We start from the raw sequence: 14,458 nt of genomic DNA, 5'->3' as shown, positions 1-14,458 counted from the left end.
CGGGGGTCGGTTCCGGTTGATGGGCGGCGGCGATAGCCCTCCGCCCATCCGAACGGTACCGGAACGCTGTGAAGTTTGTCACTCACTTTGACAAACTTTGTAAATAACTTTGTTATTTAGGTCGCGTAGATCGATACCGCTGCCGACTTGACCACAAAGTGGGCAGGCATTCCCGGGGCCAGGCCCAGTTCTGCCGAGGCTGCGGGGGTGATGTCCGCAGCCAGGCCCCCTCCCCGCACCCGAATCTGGTCTCCATGGGGCTCAAGCTCGGTGACCTCAACGGGAAAGGAGTTACGGGGGCTCCCGTGCGCGTCCGTCAAGAACACGGACACGGCCGACGGCGGAAACACGGCTGCGCCCGGCAGGCCGGCGGCGCCTGCCTGGCCCGGTTCGCCCGGCTCCTCCAGGTGCCCGGCGATCTCCAGGTCCCGGGCGATCCCCTGGCCGCCGGCGGTCCGGATCCCGGCGGCCGTCAGCGTGCCGGTGACGAAGTTGAGCCCGGCGAGGCCGGCCGCGAACAGGCTGCGGGGCCGCTCCAGCACTTCCCGGGTTGGCCCGTCCTCCGCGATGCGCCCCTTCTCGAGGACCACCACGCGGTCCGCCAGCATCAGTGCATCCAGCACATCGTGGGTGACGATGATGGCCTGCCGGCCCTCGAGTACCCGTTTGAGCAGCCGCCGCAGCAGCGGGGCCGAGTGGATGTCCAGGGCGGCCATGGGCTCATCGAGCAGGAGGAGGCCAGGATCGGCAGCGAGGGCACGGGCGATGGCGACGCGCTGCGCCTGCCCGCCGGACAGCCCGGTAGGGCGGCGGCCGGCCAGGTCCTCAGCCTCCACTTCCGCCAGCCATCGGAGCGCGATGTCCCTTGCCCGGCGCGCCGGGACGCCGGCGCTGCGGGGTCCGAACGCCACGTTGTCCGCCGCCGTGAGGTGCGGAAAGAGCAGAGGCTCCTGGGCCAGTAGCGCGGTTCCCCGGCGGTGCGGCGGCGTCCACTGATGGGTCCCGGGCCCCAGGTGGAACAGCGTCCGGCCGTTCAGCTCGGCCTGCCCGGTGTCCGGCCGGACCAGGCCCGCGATGGTGGACAGCAGGGTGGATTTGCCCGCGCCGTTGGGACCCATCACCGCCACGGTTTCGGTTGGCCCCAGCGCGAGGGACACGTCAAAGTGCCGTTCAGCCACGGCAGCCCGGAAGGAGAAACTCACCGGACGCTCCCGCCTGTGGTGAGCGGCGCCGTCGGCCGCTGAATGGGCCCCCGCCCGGCGGGAGCGCCCGTGCGTCCGTAGGCGAGCGCCACCACTGCAACTGCCACGGCCACCAGGACGAGTGACAGTGCGACGGCGGCGTCGGGGTCGGTCTCGCGCTGGAGGTAGATTTCCAGCGGCAGGGTCCGGGTTACGCCCTGAAGGCTGCCTGCGAACGTGAGGGTGGCGCCGAACTCCCCCAGGCTGCGGGCGAAGGAGAGCACGGCTCCGGAGGCCAGCCCGGGGAGGATCAGCGGCAGGGTGACGCGGCGGAACACGGTGCCGGGAGAGGCGCCGAGCGTGGCGGCCACGGCCTCATACTTTTGCCCGCCGATCCGCAGCGCGCCCTCCAGGCTGACCACCAGGAACGGCAGGGCCACGAACGTCTGGGCAAGGACCACGGCGGTGGTGGAGAAGGCGATCTGGATGCCGAGGACCTGCAGCGTTCCGCCCAGGAGTCCCTGCCGCCCGAAGGTGTAGAGCAGGGCGATGCCGCCAACGACCGGTGGCAGTACCAGCGGCAGCAGGACCAGGGAACGCAGCAGCCGCTGGAAGGGGAAGCTGGCGCGGGCCAGGACCAGGGCGAGGGGGACGCCGAGGACGATGCACAGGAGGGTGCTGGCGGCGGACGTGCGAAGACTCAGGCCCAACGCTTCGAGCGCCGATTCCGAGGTGATCAGGGGAATGAAGTTTCCCCAGTTGACCCGGGCCACGATGGCGACGAGCGGAAGGACAACCACCAGGGCGGCCAGGACCGCGAGTCCGGAAACCCAGCGCGGGATACCGGTATAGGGCTGCCGTGGCCGGAACGTCACTTGACGCCTGCGCCGAACCCGGCTTTGGCGAGAACCTGTTGGCCGTCAGATCCGAGCACCAGGTCAATGAATGCCTTGGCGGATTCCTTGTCCTTGGCGGCGGTCAACGCCGTGATGGGGTAGCTGTTGACGGCCGACGCGGCCTCCGGGAACGGAATACTGTCCACCTTGTCCCCTGCTGACTTGACGTCGGTGACGTACACCAGGCCCGCGTCGGCTTCCCCGGAGATGACCTTGCCCAGGACGTCGGTGACCGCGTTTTCCTCGCTGACCGGGCGGAGGGTGACCCCTGCCTTGTCCGCCACCGTGGCGGTGGCCGCTCCGCAGGGCACCTGCTTGGCACAGGTCACCAGCCGGAGGCCGTCCCTGGCGAGGTCCTGGAACCCGGTGATGCCGGCGGGGTTTCCGGCCGGGACCGCTATGGCGAGGGTGTTGGTGGCGAAGACCCGGGGCTCGCCGTCGACCAAGCCGGTCCCGGTGACTTTGTCCATGTTTTTGGTGTCCGCGGACGCAAAAACGTCCGCCGGAGCGCCCTGGTTGATCTGGGTGGCGAGGTCGGAAGAGCCGGCGAAACTCAAGCTGACGCGGGTGCCGGGGTGCTGTGCCTCGAACGTTTCCGCCAACCCGGTGAAGCTGGACTTGAGCGACGCCGCTGCGAAGACTGTCAGGGTCTTGGCCTCGGTGGCGTTTTCCGAGGGTGCCCCCGCCGTGCTGGCCGGAGCGCTGCTGCCGGCGCATCCTGCGAGTCCCGCCGCCAGCATCATTGCCGATGCCACTGTTATGAGTGTCCGTTTCATACTGTTCCCTTCCCCAGCGGGGTTTCGATAATGACGGTGGTGGCCTTGACTACGGCCGTTGCCACCGAGCCCAGCTCAAGTCCCAGGTCCCGGACGGCCTCGCTGCTCATCAGGGACACCACCCGGAAGGGACCGCACTGGAGTTCCACCTGCGCCATGACCTTGTCTGCCGTAATACCCGTCACCAACCCGACGAACCTGTTGCGCGCCGAACTTCCGGTCCGGTGCGGGTCGTCGGGCAGCTGGGCGAGTCTCTGCGCGTGCCGGGCGAGTTCCAGCCCGTCCACGGCGAGCCGGCCGGACTCGTCCTTAAGGGCAGTGAGGGAGCCGTTGTCCGTCCAACGGCGCACGGTATCGTCGCTGACACCGAGGAAACGGGCAGCTTCAGAAACGCGGATGAGGGTCATAGGGACATAATAGTTTGAATTTACGGAGCAAATCTTCCAGAAGTACCGCAAATCCTAATGTGACCGGCCAGCTGCCCCGCACGCCGGCCCTCCGGCGGACACAGGGCCGCCGCACTACACTTCCTCCATGGCCATTTACCTTGACCCGCCATTGTGGCCTGCGCACGGAACGCACTTCTCACATCTGGTTTCGGACAGTTCGCTGGAGGAGCTGCATGCTTTCGCCGGCGCCGCGGGCATCCCGGAGCGGGCGTTCGACGGCGACCATTACGATGTGCCGGAGCGGCGCTTTGATGATCTGGTGGCCGCCGGCGCCGTACCCGTGGAGGCGCGGGTCCTGGTGCGGAAACTGATCGCCAGCGGACTGCGGATCCCCGCACGGCAGCGGAACAAGTCCCTGAAGGTGCCGCTGCTGAACCGGTGGAACACCATCATGGCCGGCCACGACGCCCTGTTCCTGGACCTGCTGGACCGCTGGAGCGAACCGCACCGCCACTACCACGGCTGCACCCACCTGCTCTCCGTCCTGGAGGCGATCGACCTGCTCACCGAACCGGCCGAGCCTCCCCGCACCGTGTTGCTGGCCGCCTGGTTCCATGACGCCGTCTACCGCGGGATCGCCGAACAGGACGAGGAGGAATCGGCCCGACTGGCAGAGAACCGACTGGCGGAGGCCGGGCTCGCCGAAGCGGACGTGGACGAGGTTGCCCGGCTGGTGCGCCTGACCTCGGACCACAGGCCGGAACCGGGCGACGACGGCGGCGCCCTCCTTTCCGACGCTGACCTCTCCGTGCTCGGCGGGGAACCTGAGGAGTACGCCCGGTATGTGGCAGCCGTCCGGAAAGACTATGCGCACATTGGTGACGCCGATTTCGCTGCCGGCCGGGCCGCCGTCGTACGCCATCTGCTCGAACTGGACCCGCTGTTCCACAGCCCCCGCGCAAAGGCGCTGTGGGAGGACTCCGCGCACCGCAACCTGAAGGGCGAACTGGCATGAACGCACCGGGCTCGAACCCCCGGCACACCAGGACGGCGAATGCCGCGCACTGGCAGCTCCCCTATACAGTCCGCTTCGAGTGGGGACCGGACGCAGCCGCCATCACCTCCGGCGCCGACCTTGCCGTGGTGGTGGACGTCCTGTCCTTCACCACCTGTGTGAGCGTGGCCCTGGACCGTGGCGCGGAGGTGTTCCCTTACGCGTGGAAGGACACCAGCGCGGAGGACTTCGCCGCCCACCACGGTGCACAGCTTGCCGGACCGCGCGACGGCGGCGGGCTCAGCCTGTCCCGCGCCAGCCTGCGCGCCGCGGACTCCCTGGACCGGGTGGTGCTCCCCTCCCCCAACGGCTCAGCACTCTGCCATGAGTTGGCGGGCCATGTTCCGCTGGTGGCCGCGGTGTCCCTGCGCAACGCGGCGGCAACGGCCGACTGGGTGGCCGCGAACCTGCCGGAGGACGCTGTTATTGCCGTGATCGCCGCCGGTGAGCGCTGGCACGACGGAAGCCTTCGCCCCGCCGTGGAGGACCAGATCGGTGCCGGCGCCTTTATCGCAGGCCTGGCAGCTACGGGCAGGGGCGGCTACGACGCGGATGAAGGCAGGGACGGCCGGCACGGCTACTCACCCGAATCCGTTGCGGCAATGGCCGTCTACGAAGCGGCCGAGCCGCGGCTGCGGGAGATGCTGCACGGCTGCGCCAGTGGCCGGGAACTGGCCGGCGCCGGCTACGCTGCGGATGTGGACATCGCCGCGGAACTGGACGACAGCGACGCCGTGGCCATCCTGGCGGACGGGGTATTCCGGCGCAGGTGACTTATTGGCAGCCGGCTACTGCGTGAACTGCTGGACGGACCCTGGGATGAAGCCCAGGATGCTGATCAGCGCCACTGTGGCAATGCCGTAGCCAATGGTCAGGGCGGCGATTGCCAGCAGCTTTCCCCGCTGGCCCCTGAGGCGGACCTGGTTCAGGGCAACGTGACCGGCACCCACTGCAAAGACGGCAAGAACGGCGACCCCGAAGATCCACAACCCCGATGCCGCTACAACAGCTAAAACAATGGCTGCGACAGAGAGTTTGTTCAGTTCTCCGGTTGCCGTGTGCGTTGGCTCTGTCTGTACGTTCATCCTGGTCCCCCAACCTATGGTGTGCATGCGAGTCTAGCGGGCCCAGCCTCACTGCCCGCCCCGGTACTAGCGGTAGGTGCTCGCGAAGGGGGTGCTGGTGGGCACTATCTGCTTGCCCAGCGGCATGAGCGAGACGGGGATGAGCTTCAAATTGGCGATGGCCAGCGGGATGCCGATGATGGTGATGGCCATGGCGAAAGCGGTCACCACGTGTCCCACCGCAATCCAGATGCCGGCCACCAGCAGCCAGATGACGTTACCGAGCAGCGAGAAGACACCGTTGCCACCGGGCTTGTCCACCACCATGCGCCCAAACGGCCAGAGCGTGTAGGACGCAATCCGGAACGAAGCGATGCCCCACGGGATGGTCACGATGAGCAGGCAGCAGATCACCCCGGCCGCGAAGTAGCCCAGGGCCAGCCAGAAGCCGCCGAATACCAGCCAAATGATGTTGAGCAGTGTCTTCATGCATCCATTGTCCACCGGGACTGCTAACCGGAACGTGGGGGATCCCCCTGAGCGGACCCTGAAATGGCCTGGCTGACAACGCCCGAACACAGGGTTTACGGGGGCAGTCCTAGACTTTCGCGCCGGCCTTTGCCGCACCCACGAAGGACCGGATCTTTGCCAGGTCCTTGACGCCGCGGGATGCCTCCACGCCGGAGGACACGTCCACGCCCCAGGCGTGGGCCGCCACGGAAGCGTCACGGACGTTGGCTGCGTCCAGCCCGCCGGCGAGCAACCACTGGCGGCCCTTCAGGACCGGGAGATCCGCCATGGACGCGTAGTCCCAGCTCTCACCGGAGCCGGGCACGGCGGCATCGATCAGGAGGAGGTCTTCGCCCCAGTCCTCCAACTCATCCGGCCCGGCACCAACGGTGACGGCCCTGACCAGCTTCATGCCGGCGTCGTGCACTGTGGCAACATCCGCGCGGGTGCGCTCGCCGTGCAGCTGGATCCACTGCAGCCCCGCGGCGCGGGCAATGGCAATGGCGTCGGCCACAGGCTCATGGCGAAAAACAGCGATGGGGGAAACCGTTGCCGGCACGTCCGCCAGCAAGGTGGCGACCTGGCCCGGTGAAACCACCCGCGGGCTGGCGGTCAGGACGAATCCCACCGCATCCGCCCCGGCATCCACCGCTTCACGGACGGATTCAGACGTGCTGAGACCACACACTTTGACGAACATTCCCGGGCTCCTTCAGGCTGTTTTCGTGTTGACCCCCCGCAGGAGAGTAACAGGGACGGGTCCAACCTGCGATGCGTGCCCACGTAACCCACCGCACCTGCCCGGATGGCGGGACCGGTCACCCCTGGCCGAGAACTAGGCTGGGCAGATGCAGATCATCCGCTTCGCAGAACTCAAGGCCAAACCATGGCGCAACGGCGGCGGCACCACGCGCGAAATCCTCAGCGGCCCGGCAGACCAACCGGCGGATGCCCCGGCAGGCCGGCCCGACAGTTGGGGCTGGCGGATCAGCCTCGCCGATGTCACCAAGGCCGGCGACTTCTCAGCGTTCCCGGGCTGTGAGCGTGTGCTCACTGTGGTGGAGGGCGACCTGCTGCTGCTCAGCGTGGACGGCTCCGAACGTCCCGTGGAGAAGTACCGGCCGTTCCGGTTCGACGGCGGCGCCCCAACTATTGCCGCGCTCCCCACCGGAGATATCCGGAACCTCAATGTGATCACCCGGTCCGACGCGTTCAAGGGCTACGCATCCGTGATCGAAATTTCGAAGAAGCGCGCCCACCCGGTGTTTGCCGGGCAGGTCGCCGTCCTCTTGCAGGGGCAGGCCACGGTGGGTGACGGAGCCGGCGGCTCGGCCGAGCTTGCGCGCTACGACGCCGTGGTGGGATCCGATGACGCCACGCCGGAGGTTACCGGCCGCGGGTTCCTGGCCGTGGTGTCCATCGATCCCGCAGCGGACTGACGCGACGCCAACGCACCGGAAGCCGCAGGCGGCGCACTCTGGCTCCGCAAACCGTGTGGTGACCTTGGGCACCAAGGCTGGCCAGCCGGCGTCGGGCGTTGCTATGTTGGAAACCAAGGCTCCGCACCCGAGCCTCCGGACGACGGTTCAGTACCCGGCACGCGACAAGACTGGCCAAAGGATCTGTCATGTCGTGGTTAATCCTGGTTCTCTCCGGGGCGCTCGAAGCAGTCTGGGCCGCCGCCCTGCACCGCGCAGCGCAGGCATCCGGCAAACGCCGCATCGCCCCCTCCATACTCTTTTTAGTCTCCGTCGCCGCCAGCACCGGCGGCCTGGCCCTTGCCATGCAAACCATCCCCACCGGCACCGCCTACGCGGTGTGGGTGGGCGTCGGCGTGGTCCTGACATCCGCTTACGCGATGGCCAGCAAGGTTGAACGCCCGACGGCGGCGCGGCTGCTCCTGCTGACCGGCATCGCCGCGTGCGTGGTTGGCCTGAAGGTGGTGGCGTGATGTTGAAGCGTTCAGCTCCGTGGCTGGTGCTCCTGGCCTCAGCCGTCCTCGAAGCAGTCTGGGCCACCGCCCTCGGCCTGTCCGACGGTTTCAGCAAACCGCTGCCCACGGTGGTCTTCCTGGTCACCGCCACGCTCAGCATGCTGGGCCTGGGCCTGGCCATCCGGTCCATCCCGCTGGGCACCGCGTACGCCATCTGGGTGGGCATCGGGGCCGCCCTGACAGTTGGCTGGGCGATGGCCACCGGCGTTGAACCCTTCAGCGTGCTGAAGCTGCTATTCATTGCCGGAATCGTCGGCTGCGCAGCCGGACTGAAGGCACTGCCCACCGGGAAGACACAGCCGGCGCCCGCGCCATCCGAACCCGCCAACACCTGACGTGCTGCCTGGCCACAGCCTTTAGGCTTTTGCCATGGACTCCCCTGAGCTCGACCAAGCTGTTGACGCGCTCCGGCGCCGGCTGGACCCGGGAACCCGCACCATCCTGGGCATCGCCGGGGCGCCCGGTTCCGGAAAATCCACCCTTGCCGCCCGGCTCCAGGAGGAGTTCGGCGCCGGAACGGCAGTGGTGGTGCCCATGGACGGCTTCCACCTGGGGAACGCCATCATCGACGGCACACCGCTGCGGGATCGGAAAGGCGCCATGGACACGTTCGACGCCGGCGGGTACCTTTCGCTGCTCCGCCGCCTGGCGGCACGGGATGAGGCAGTGGTTTACGCCCCGGAATTCCGGCGCACCCTGGACGAGCCGGTGGCGGCGTCGATCGCTGTGCCGGCCGACGTTCCGCTGGTGATCACTGAGGGCAACTACCTGCTGGCCGATCAGGAGCCGTGGAAGGAGATCCGGGCGCAACTCGACGAGGTGTGGTTCCTGGAGACGCCCCACGAGCTGCGGATCAGCCGGCTGGTGGCCCGGCACGTCTCATTCGGGATGGCGCCCGACGCCGCTGACGCGTGGGCCAACGGGCCGGACGAGGCCAATGCGGCCCTGATCCGGTCCACCCGCCACGATGCCAGCAGCATCATTCCCTGGCTCTGACCGGCCCCGTCTCCACGCGGACAGCCGGGCAGTGCCCGCTGAGTTTCCCCACCTTTGCGGCGTGACGACGGCGTGTCCCGGGAACACGCCGTCGTACGTGCCATCCCCCCACCGCCAAAGGTGGGGAGTTTCAGCTGAGGGTCAGGCTGTGCGGTCCGCCCGGACCAGTTCGGCGCACCGTTCGCCGATCATCATGGTGGTGATGTTCGGGTTGACGGTGGTCAGCTCCGGCATGACGGACGCGTCCGCCACGCGGAGGCCTGTGACGCCCTTGACCCGCAGTTCAGGATCCAGCGGCGACATCCGGTCCCCTGTTGCACCCATCCGGACCGTCCCCGCCGGGTGGTAGACGGTGTTGTGGGTCTGGCGGATGTACTCGGTGATCTGCTCGTCGCTCTGGATATCGGCCCCCGGGTACAGCTCGGTTCCCACCCACTCGGACAGCGCAGGCTGGGCTGCGATCTCACGGGCTTTCCGGATGCCGGCCACCATCACGCGCATATCGTGCCCTTCGGGATCGGTGAAGTAGCGGGGGTCCACCTTGGGCTTGTCGCGGAAGTCCTTGCTGCGCAGCTTCACTGTCCCCCGGCTGCGGGCGTGCGTCACGTTGGGCGTGAGGCAGAAGCCGTTCTCCGTGGTGGGGAAGCCCCGGCGCAGGGTGTGCATGTCGAACGGTACGGACCCGTAGTGGAACATCAGGTCAGGGCGGTCCAGGCCGTCCTCGGTGGTGGTGAAGATGCCGGCCTCCCACCACTGGGTGGACGTCTGCGTCATGGGCTGCTTGGCCTCCCACTGGATGACGCCCTCGGGGTGGTCCTGCAGGTGCTCGCCCACGCCCGGTGAATCCACCCGGACTGGGATGCCGAATTCCTCCAGCTGCGCCGCCGGGCCGATGCCGGAGAGCATCAGCAGCTTGGGCGAATCGATGGCGCCGGTGGACACCACCACCTCGGCACGGGCGGTGAGCTGGTGGGTCTTGGCGAAGGCGTTGTCCACCACGGCCACCCCGGTGCAGCGGTTGGCGTCGTCGAACGTAAGTTCCTTCGCGCGCAGGCCGGTCAGCAGGGTGAAGTTCTTCCGGTCCATGATGGGGTGGATGTAGGACACCGAGCTGGAGGACCTGGTGCCGTCCGCGCGGCGGTTGATCTGGAAGAAGCCGGCACCGTTGATCACCGTGTCGCCGGTGTTGAAGTGCGCCTTGGGAATTCCGGCCTGTTCGCAGGCTTCCAGCATGGCCCGGCCCGTGGGGTCCGACGCCGGGACGTTCATCAGGTGCACCGGTCCGGAGTCGCCGTGGTGCGGTGCGTCCGGACCGGCGTCCTCATTGGTTTCCAGCTGCTTGTACAGGCGGTAGGCCAGGTCCGAGGTCCAGCCGGTGGCGCCGAACTTCTGCTCCCACTCGTCAATGTCCTCGCGGGGCGCCCAGAAGGCGATGCAGGAGTTGTGGCTGGAGCAGCCGCCCATCACCTTGGCGCGGGCATGGCGCATGAAGGAGTTGCCGTTCTCCTGCTCTTCGATGGGGTAGTCCCAGTCGTAGCCGGATTCCAGCAGCTCCATCCAGCGGTCCAGCTGCAGGATCTCGGGCAGGTCCCGGTCGTCCGGGCCGGCTTCCACCAGGGCAACTTCCAGCGAGGGATCTTCGCTGAGGCGGGAAGCCACTGCCGCTCCGGCGGAGCCGCCGCCGATCACGATGTAGTCGAAGTCTGTTTTTGCTGCTGCGCTCATAATCAGTTCCTCCCTGCGGGTGCGGCGGCGTGGTCCGCGAACCAGCCGGTGACCTGCGGATCGATGTTCTGGTAGACGTGCTTGGCTTCCTGGTACTCGGCCAGGCCGGTGGGGCCCAGTTCACGGCCGACGCCGGACTGCCCGAAGCCGCCCCATTCCGCCTGCGGCAGGTAGGGGTGGAAATCGTTGATCCAGATGGTGCCGTGGCGGAGGGCCCGGGCCACCCGCTGGGATTTACCGGCGTCCTGTGACCAGACAGCCCCGGCCAGGCCGTAGTGGGTGTCGTTGCCGAGCTTCACGGCCTCGCCCTCGCTGGTGAAGGTTTCCACCGTCACCACGGGCCCGAATGCCTCGTCCACCAGGACGGACATTCCGCTGGTGACCTGGTCCAGGACGGTGGGCAGGTAGTAGAAGCCCTTTTCCAGGTCCCCTGTTCCCCAGGCGCCGCCGCAGCGCAGGCGGGCGCCCTCTGCGACGCCCTTGTCCACGTAGGCGGTGACCTTGTCGCGGTGGGCTGCGGAAATCAGCGGGCCGGTTTCGGCGTCGGGGTCGAACGGGCCGCCCAGGCGGATCTGGCCTGCACGGCGCACCAGCTCGTCGACGAACTTCTCCGCAATGGTTTCCTCCACGATCAGGCGGGCGCCTGCGGAGCAGACCTGGCCGGAGTGGACGAACGCCGCGTTGAGGGCGTTGTCCAGGGCGGCGTCGAAATCAGCGTCCGCGAAGACGATGTTGGGGTTCTTGCCGCCCAGTTCCAGGGCAACCTTCTTGACCGAGCCGGCCGCCGAGGCAGCAATCACCTTGCCGGTTTCGAGTCCGCCGGTGAAGGAAACCAGATCCACGTCCGCGTGGCTGGAAAGGACGGAGCCCACGGTTTTACCGTCGCCCAGGACCAGGTTGGCCACGCCGTCGGGCAGTCCCAGCTCCTGGAGGACTTCCATCATCAGGATGGACGTGTGCGGCGTCAGTTCGCTGGGCTTGAGGACGAAGCTGCAGCCGGCCGCCAGCGCCGGGGCGATCTTCCACGCCGCCTGCAGCAGCGGGTAGTTCCAGGGCGCGATCAGGGAGCAGACGCCCACCGGCTCGTACTCGATGCGGCTGACCACCGTGGGGCTGCCGGCATCCACCAGGCGGCCGGATTCCTGCCCGGCCAGCTTGCCGAAGTATTCGAAGCAGTTGGCGATGTCGTCCATATCGATCTCGCTTTCCACCAGGCGCTTGCCCGTGTCCAGCGTTTCGGCGCGGGCAAACTCGGCCTTGCGGTCGCGCAGCCGGGCGGCCACCTTGAGCAGGAAAGAGCCGCGCTCCAGCGGAGACTTCCCGGACCACTCGCCGCCTTCGAAGGCAGCGCGTGCGGCCAGCACCGCCCGGCCGGCGTCGTCAGCCGTCCCCTCGGCGACGGTGCCCACCAGCTCGCCGTCCGCCGGGCAGTGAATGTCCCGTGTGCCGCCGTCGGACGCTCCGGTCCACGTGCCGCCGATGAATAGCGTTGAGGCGCTCATTTCGTTTCCTCCTGCATGTCGAAATCTGATTCCCAATTGTCTTTAGCCACCTGGTCCTCGACCAGGACGGTATTTCCAGGTGCTGCACGGTTCAGGTGCAGGAATTCAAGGTGCTGCTCGTAGTGGTCCAGGACATCGGTGATGACCTGTTCCCGGGTGTATCCCATGAGGTCGTAGCCGTGGCTGCCTTCCTGCGAGAACACCTCCATCCGGTAGTAGCGGTCTTCCGGATCGGCGCGTCGGGTGGCGTAGCTGGGTGTCTCGTACTGGACCGGGTATATCTGGTACTTGAACGCCCGCTCTTCCCCCATTGCCAGTTGCAGGTCGATGCTCTGGATGCCGCAGGGCTCCACCGTGGCTACCGTCAGCGACGTCTCGGCGCCCTGGGACTTGAGCTCCGCCTCGACGTCCTTCAGCGCCGGCAGCGCCACGGTTTCGGCAAAGCGGGTTGTCTGTTTGCGGCCCGGGTAGCTCATGGCGCGGGTGAGCCGCTGCCGCCAGGTCCGTCCGCCGCGCTGGTCCAGGGACCTTCCGGTGATGATGCCGGGCAGGCTGGCGCGGTAGCTGTCATTGAGTGAGTTCTCCACCCGCAGCGCCTTGTAGAGCCCCAGCATGATCAGTACCAGCAGCAGCGAGAGCGGCAGTCCCATGATGATGGTGGCGTTCTGCAGGGTGGGTACGCCGCCCACCGTCAGCATGGCCAGGGTCAGCAGGCCGGTGGCCACGGCCCAGAAGACGCGCATCCACTCGGGGCCGTCGGAATCGGCGTCCTTGAGGTGTGAGGTGAAGTTGGACATCACCAGGGCGCCGGAATCGGCCGAGGTCACGTAGAAGAGCAACCCGGTGAACGTGGCCACTGCGGCGGTGACGGGTACGGCGGGGAACTGTTCCAGCAGGCTGTAGAAGCCGCGTTCCGGGTGGCTCATGGCCGCCTCGCCGAACGCCGCATTGCCGTTCATGATCAGGTCAAGGCTGGAGTTTCCGAAGATGGAGATCCACAGCACGATGAAGATGAAGGGCACGGTCATGGTGCCCAGGACGAACTGGCGGATGGTGCGGCCGCGGGAAATGCGGGCCAGGAACAGCCCGACGAACGGCGCCCAGGCAATCCACCAGGCCCAGAAGAACAGGGTCCAGGCGTTCATCCAGTCCGTGGGCCGGTCATAGGCGAAGGTATCCAGGGTCATGGCGGGGAACCGGCTCATGACGTCGCCGATGTTCTGGGCGATCCCGTCCAGCAGGAAGCTGGTCTTACCGGTGGCCAGGACGAAAAGCATCAGGGCTACGGCCAGGATCACGTTGAGTTCGGAGAGCCGACGGATGCCCTTCTCGACGCCCGAGACCACGGACACGGTGGCCATCACCACGGACAGGACGATCAGGCCGATCTGCACGGCCAGGTTCTCCGGAATGCCGAACATGAAGTTCAGCCCGTAGTTGAGCTGGACGACGCCGATGCCCAGCGAAGTGGCGATCCCGAAGATGGTGCCAAGGAGCGCCGCGATGTCCACCGCGTGCCCCACCGGCCCCTCTATTTTCTTGCCAAATATGGGGTAGAGGGCGGAGCGGATGCTGAGCGGCAGGTTGTGCCGGTAGGAGAAGTAGCCCAGCGCGAGCCCCATAAGGGCATACAGCGCCCAGCCTGTGATGCCGTAGTGGAACAGCGTCCACACCAGGGCCTGGCGGGCGGCCTCCGCGGTTCCGCCCTCGCCCTGCGGCGGGGCCAGGTACTGGCTGACCGGTTCAGAAACGGAGAAGAACATCAGGTCGATGCCGATGCCGGCGGCAAACAGCATCGCCGCCCAGGTGAACATGCCGAACTGTGGTTTGGAGTGGTCCGGCCCGAGCTTCGTCTTGCCTACCCGGGACAAGGCGGCCACCAGGACGAAAATAACTACCGCGGTGACGATCATGAAGTAGTACCAGCCCATGTTGGTGGACACCCAGCCCACCATGGCCCCGATGACCGCCTCCGCGTTGTCCTTGGCCACGATGGCCCACAGGGCAATAGCCACCACTCCCGTGGCGGAGCCCAAAAAGACTGTCTTGTTGACCCGGGTTTTGGCCGCCGGGCCGGCGCTGTGGTTGGTGTTTCCGCCGTTCGCGGGCGGCTTTCGTTCTTCTTTCTCAGGACCCGTGGTGTCCACGGGCGGTACTGCATTCTGGCTCATCAGATCCCGTTCCAGTTTTGAGGCTGCGGTCCAGACGCCGGGCGTACGGTGCCGCTCAGGGCACACCGAATGAAGATCAGGCCGGGCGTCGCATTGAGTCTGGCTTGGCTTTCGACGCTATCAACGCGTCCACTGAAGGGCAGACTTTTATGAATCCGGTCACGGCGGCCCGTGATGCGGCCAACGGCTGCAATGGCGGGG

General features: G+C 67.2%; 16 protein-coding genes and 1 riboswitch. Of the genes, 6 read left to right on the top strand and 10 right to left on the bottom strand.

Annotation, left to right across the window (positions count from 1 at the left end; all coding sequences use genetic code 11):
* Window positions 1-116: 116 nt before the first annotated feature.
* Genes UC32_RS08610 through UC32_RS08595 form a run of 4 tightly spaced genes read right to left on the bottom strand, consistent with a single transcriptional unit; the run spans window position 117 to window position 3,260 of the window.
* On the bottom strand, window positions 117-1,202 hold the full coding sequence (locus UC32_RS08610; protein WP_045730809.1) for a sulfate/molybdate ABC transporter ATP-binding protein: 1,086 nt from the start codon (window positions 1,200-1,202) through the stop codon (window positions 117-119).
* Window positions 1,199-2,056, bottom strand: a complete 858-nt coding sequence (locus UC32_RS08605) for an ABC transporter permease (protein ID WP_045730808.1) — start codon at window positions 2,054-2,056, stop codon at window positions 1,199-1,201. The genes UC32_RS08610 and UC32_RS08605 overlap by 4 nt, the downstream gene beginning before the upstream one ends.
* A complete protein-coding gene (gene modA / locus UC32_RS08600) occupies window positions 2,053-2,853 on the bottom strand; it encodes a molybdate ABC transporter substrate-binding protein (RefSeq protein ID WP_045730807.1) in 801 nt (266 codons plus the stop codon). The genes UC32_RS08605 and modA overlap by 4 nt, the downstream gene beginning before the upstream one ends.
* Window positions 2,850-3,260: a TOBE domain-containing protein gene (locus UC32_RS08595; RefSeq protein ID WP_045730806.1), complete on the bottom strand. Its 411-nt coding sequence runs from the start codon at window positions 3,258-3,260 to the stop codon at window positions 2,850-2,852. Before UC32_RS08595 ends, modA begins: the two co-directional genes overlap by 4 nt.
* A 127-nt stretch (window positions 3,261-3,387) precedes the next feature.
* On the opposite strand from UC32_RS08595, the gene UC32_RS08590 reads away from it, so the two are divergent.
* The gene (locus tag UC32_RS08590; RefSeq protein ID WP_045730805.1) at window positions 3,388-4,257 is read left to right on the top strand and encodes a DUF4031 domain-containing protein; all 870 of its coding nucleotides are present in this window, start codon (window positions 3,388-3,390) and stop codon (window positions 4,255-4,257) included.
* Window positions 4,254-5,069, top strand: a complete 816-nt coding sequence (locus UC32_RS08585) for a 2-phosphosulfolactate phosphatase (protein WP_045730804.1) — start codon at window positions 4,254-4,256, stop codon at window positions 5,067-5,069. The genes UC32_RS08590 and UC32_RS08585 overlap by 4 nt, the downstream gene beginning before the upstream one ends.
* 15 nt (window positions 5,070-5,084) lie before the next feature.
* Here the strand turns inward: UC32_RS08585 and UC32_RS08580 are convergent, their stop codons facing one another.
* The 3 genes from UC32_RS08580 to UC32_RS08570 all read right to left on the bottom strand — a co-directional run bounded on the left by UC32_RS08580 (window position 5,085) and on the right by UC32_RS08570 (window position 6,570).
* On the bottom strand, window positions 5,085-5,381 hold the full coding sequence (locus tag UC32_RS08580) for a DUF4190 domain-containing protein (RefSeq protein ID WP_152642589.1): 297 nt from the start codon (window positions 5,379-5,381) through the stop codon (window positions 5,085-5,087).
* Between the two features lie 66 nt (window positions 5,382-5,447).
* Window positions 5,448-5,849 carry a YccF domain-containing protein gene (locus UC32_RS08575; RefSeq protein WP_045730802.1) on the bottom strand — a complete coding sequence of 134 codons (402 nt, stop codon included), beginning with the start codon at window positions 5,847-5,849 and terminating at the stop codon, window positions 5,448-5,450.
* 109 nt (window positions 5,850-5,958) lie between these two features.
* Window positions 5,959-6,570 carry a phosphoribosylanthranilate isomerase gene (locus UC32_RS08570; RefSeq protein ID WP_045730801.1) on the bottom strand — a complete coding sequence of 204 codons (612 nt, stop codon included), beginning with the start codon at window positions 6,568-6,570 and terminating at the stop codon, window positions 5,959-5,961.
* Between the two features lie 148 nt (window positions 6,571-6,718).
* Here UC32_RS08570 and UC32_RS08565 point away from each other — a divergent pair, with 148 nt between their 5' ends.
* The 4 genes from UC32_RS08565 to UC32_RS08550 all read left to right on the top strand — a co-directional run bounded on the left by UC32_RS08565 (window position 6,719) and on the right by UC32_RS08550 (window position 8,859).
* Window positions 6,719-7,309 carry a HutD/Ves family protein gene (locus tag UC32_RS08565; RefSeq protein WP_045730800.1) on the top strand — a complete coding sequence of 197 codons (591 nt, stop codon included), beginning with the start codon at window positions 6,719-6,721 and terminating at the stop codon, window positions 7,307-7,309.
* A gap of 113 nt (window positions 7,310-7,422) precedes the next feature.
* Window positions 7,423-7,488: riboswitch (guanidine-III (ykkC-III) riboswitch) on the top strand.
* Between the two features lie 9 nt (window positions 7,489-7,497).
* Complete coding sequence (locus UC32_RS08560) at window positions 7,498-7,821, top strand: DMT family transporter (protein WP_015938641.1); 324 nt, start codon at window positions 7,498-7,500, stop codon at window positions 7,819-7,821.
* A complete protein-coding gene (locus tag UC32_RS08555) occupies window positions 7,821-8,198 on the top strand; it encodes a DMT family transporter (RefSeq protein ID WP_045730799.1) in 378 nt (125 codons plus the stop codon). Before UC32_RS08560 ends, UC32_RS08555 begins: the two co-directional genes overlap by 1 nt.
* 34 nt (window positions 8,199-8,232) lie before the next feature.
* The gene (locus UC32_RS08550) at window positions 8,233-8,859 is read left to right on the top strand and encodes a nucleoside/nucleotide kinase family protein (protein WP_045730798.1); all 627 of its coding nucleotides are present in this window, start codon (window positions 8,233-8,235) and stop codon (window positions 8,857-8,859) included.
* Between the two features lie 141 nt (window positions 8,860-9,000).
* On the opposite strand, the gene UC32_RS08545 is transcribed toward UC32_RS08550, so the two are convergent.
* From UC32_RS08545 to betT, 3 genes are read right to left on the bottom strand one after another with little or no spacing between them, the layout of a single operon-like run.
* Complete coding sequence (locus tag UC32_RS08545; RefSeq protein ID WP_045730797.1) at window positions 9,001-10,584, bottom strand: GMC family oxidoreductase; 1,584 nt, start codon at window positions 10,582-10,584, stop codon at window positions 9,001-9,003.
* 2 nt (window positions 10,585-10,586) lie between these two features.
* On the bottom strand, window positions 10,587-12,086 hold the full coding sequence (locus UC32_RS08540) for an aldehyde dehydrogenase family protein (protein ID WP_045730796.1): 1,500 nt from the start codon (window positions 12,084-12,086) through the stop codon (window positions 10,587-10,589).
* A complete protein-coding gene (betT, locus tag UC32_RS08535; protein ID WP_045730795.1) occupies window positions 12,083-14,257 on the bottom strand; it encodes a choline BCCT transporter BetT in 2,175 nt (724 codons plus the stop codon). Before betT ends, UC32_RS08540 begins: the two co-directional genes overlap by 4 nt.
* Window positions 14,258-14,458 lie beyond the last annotated feature (201 nt).

This window comes from Pseudarthrobacter chlorophenolicus, assembly GCF_000962805.1.
GTDB classification, from domain to species: domain Bacteria; phylum Actinomycetota; class Actinomycetes; order Actinomycetales; family Micrococcaceae; genus Arthrobacter; species Arthrobacter chlorophenolicus_A.
This window is presented reverse-complemented; position numbering and strand designations above follow the sequence as displayed.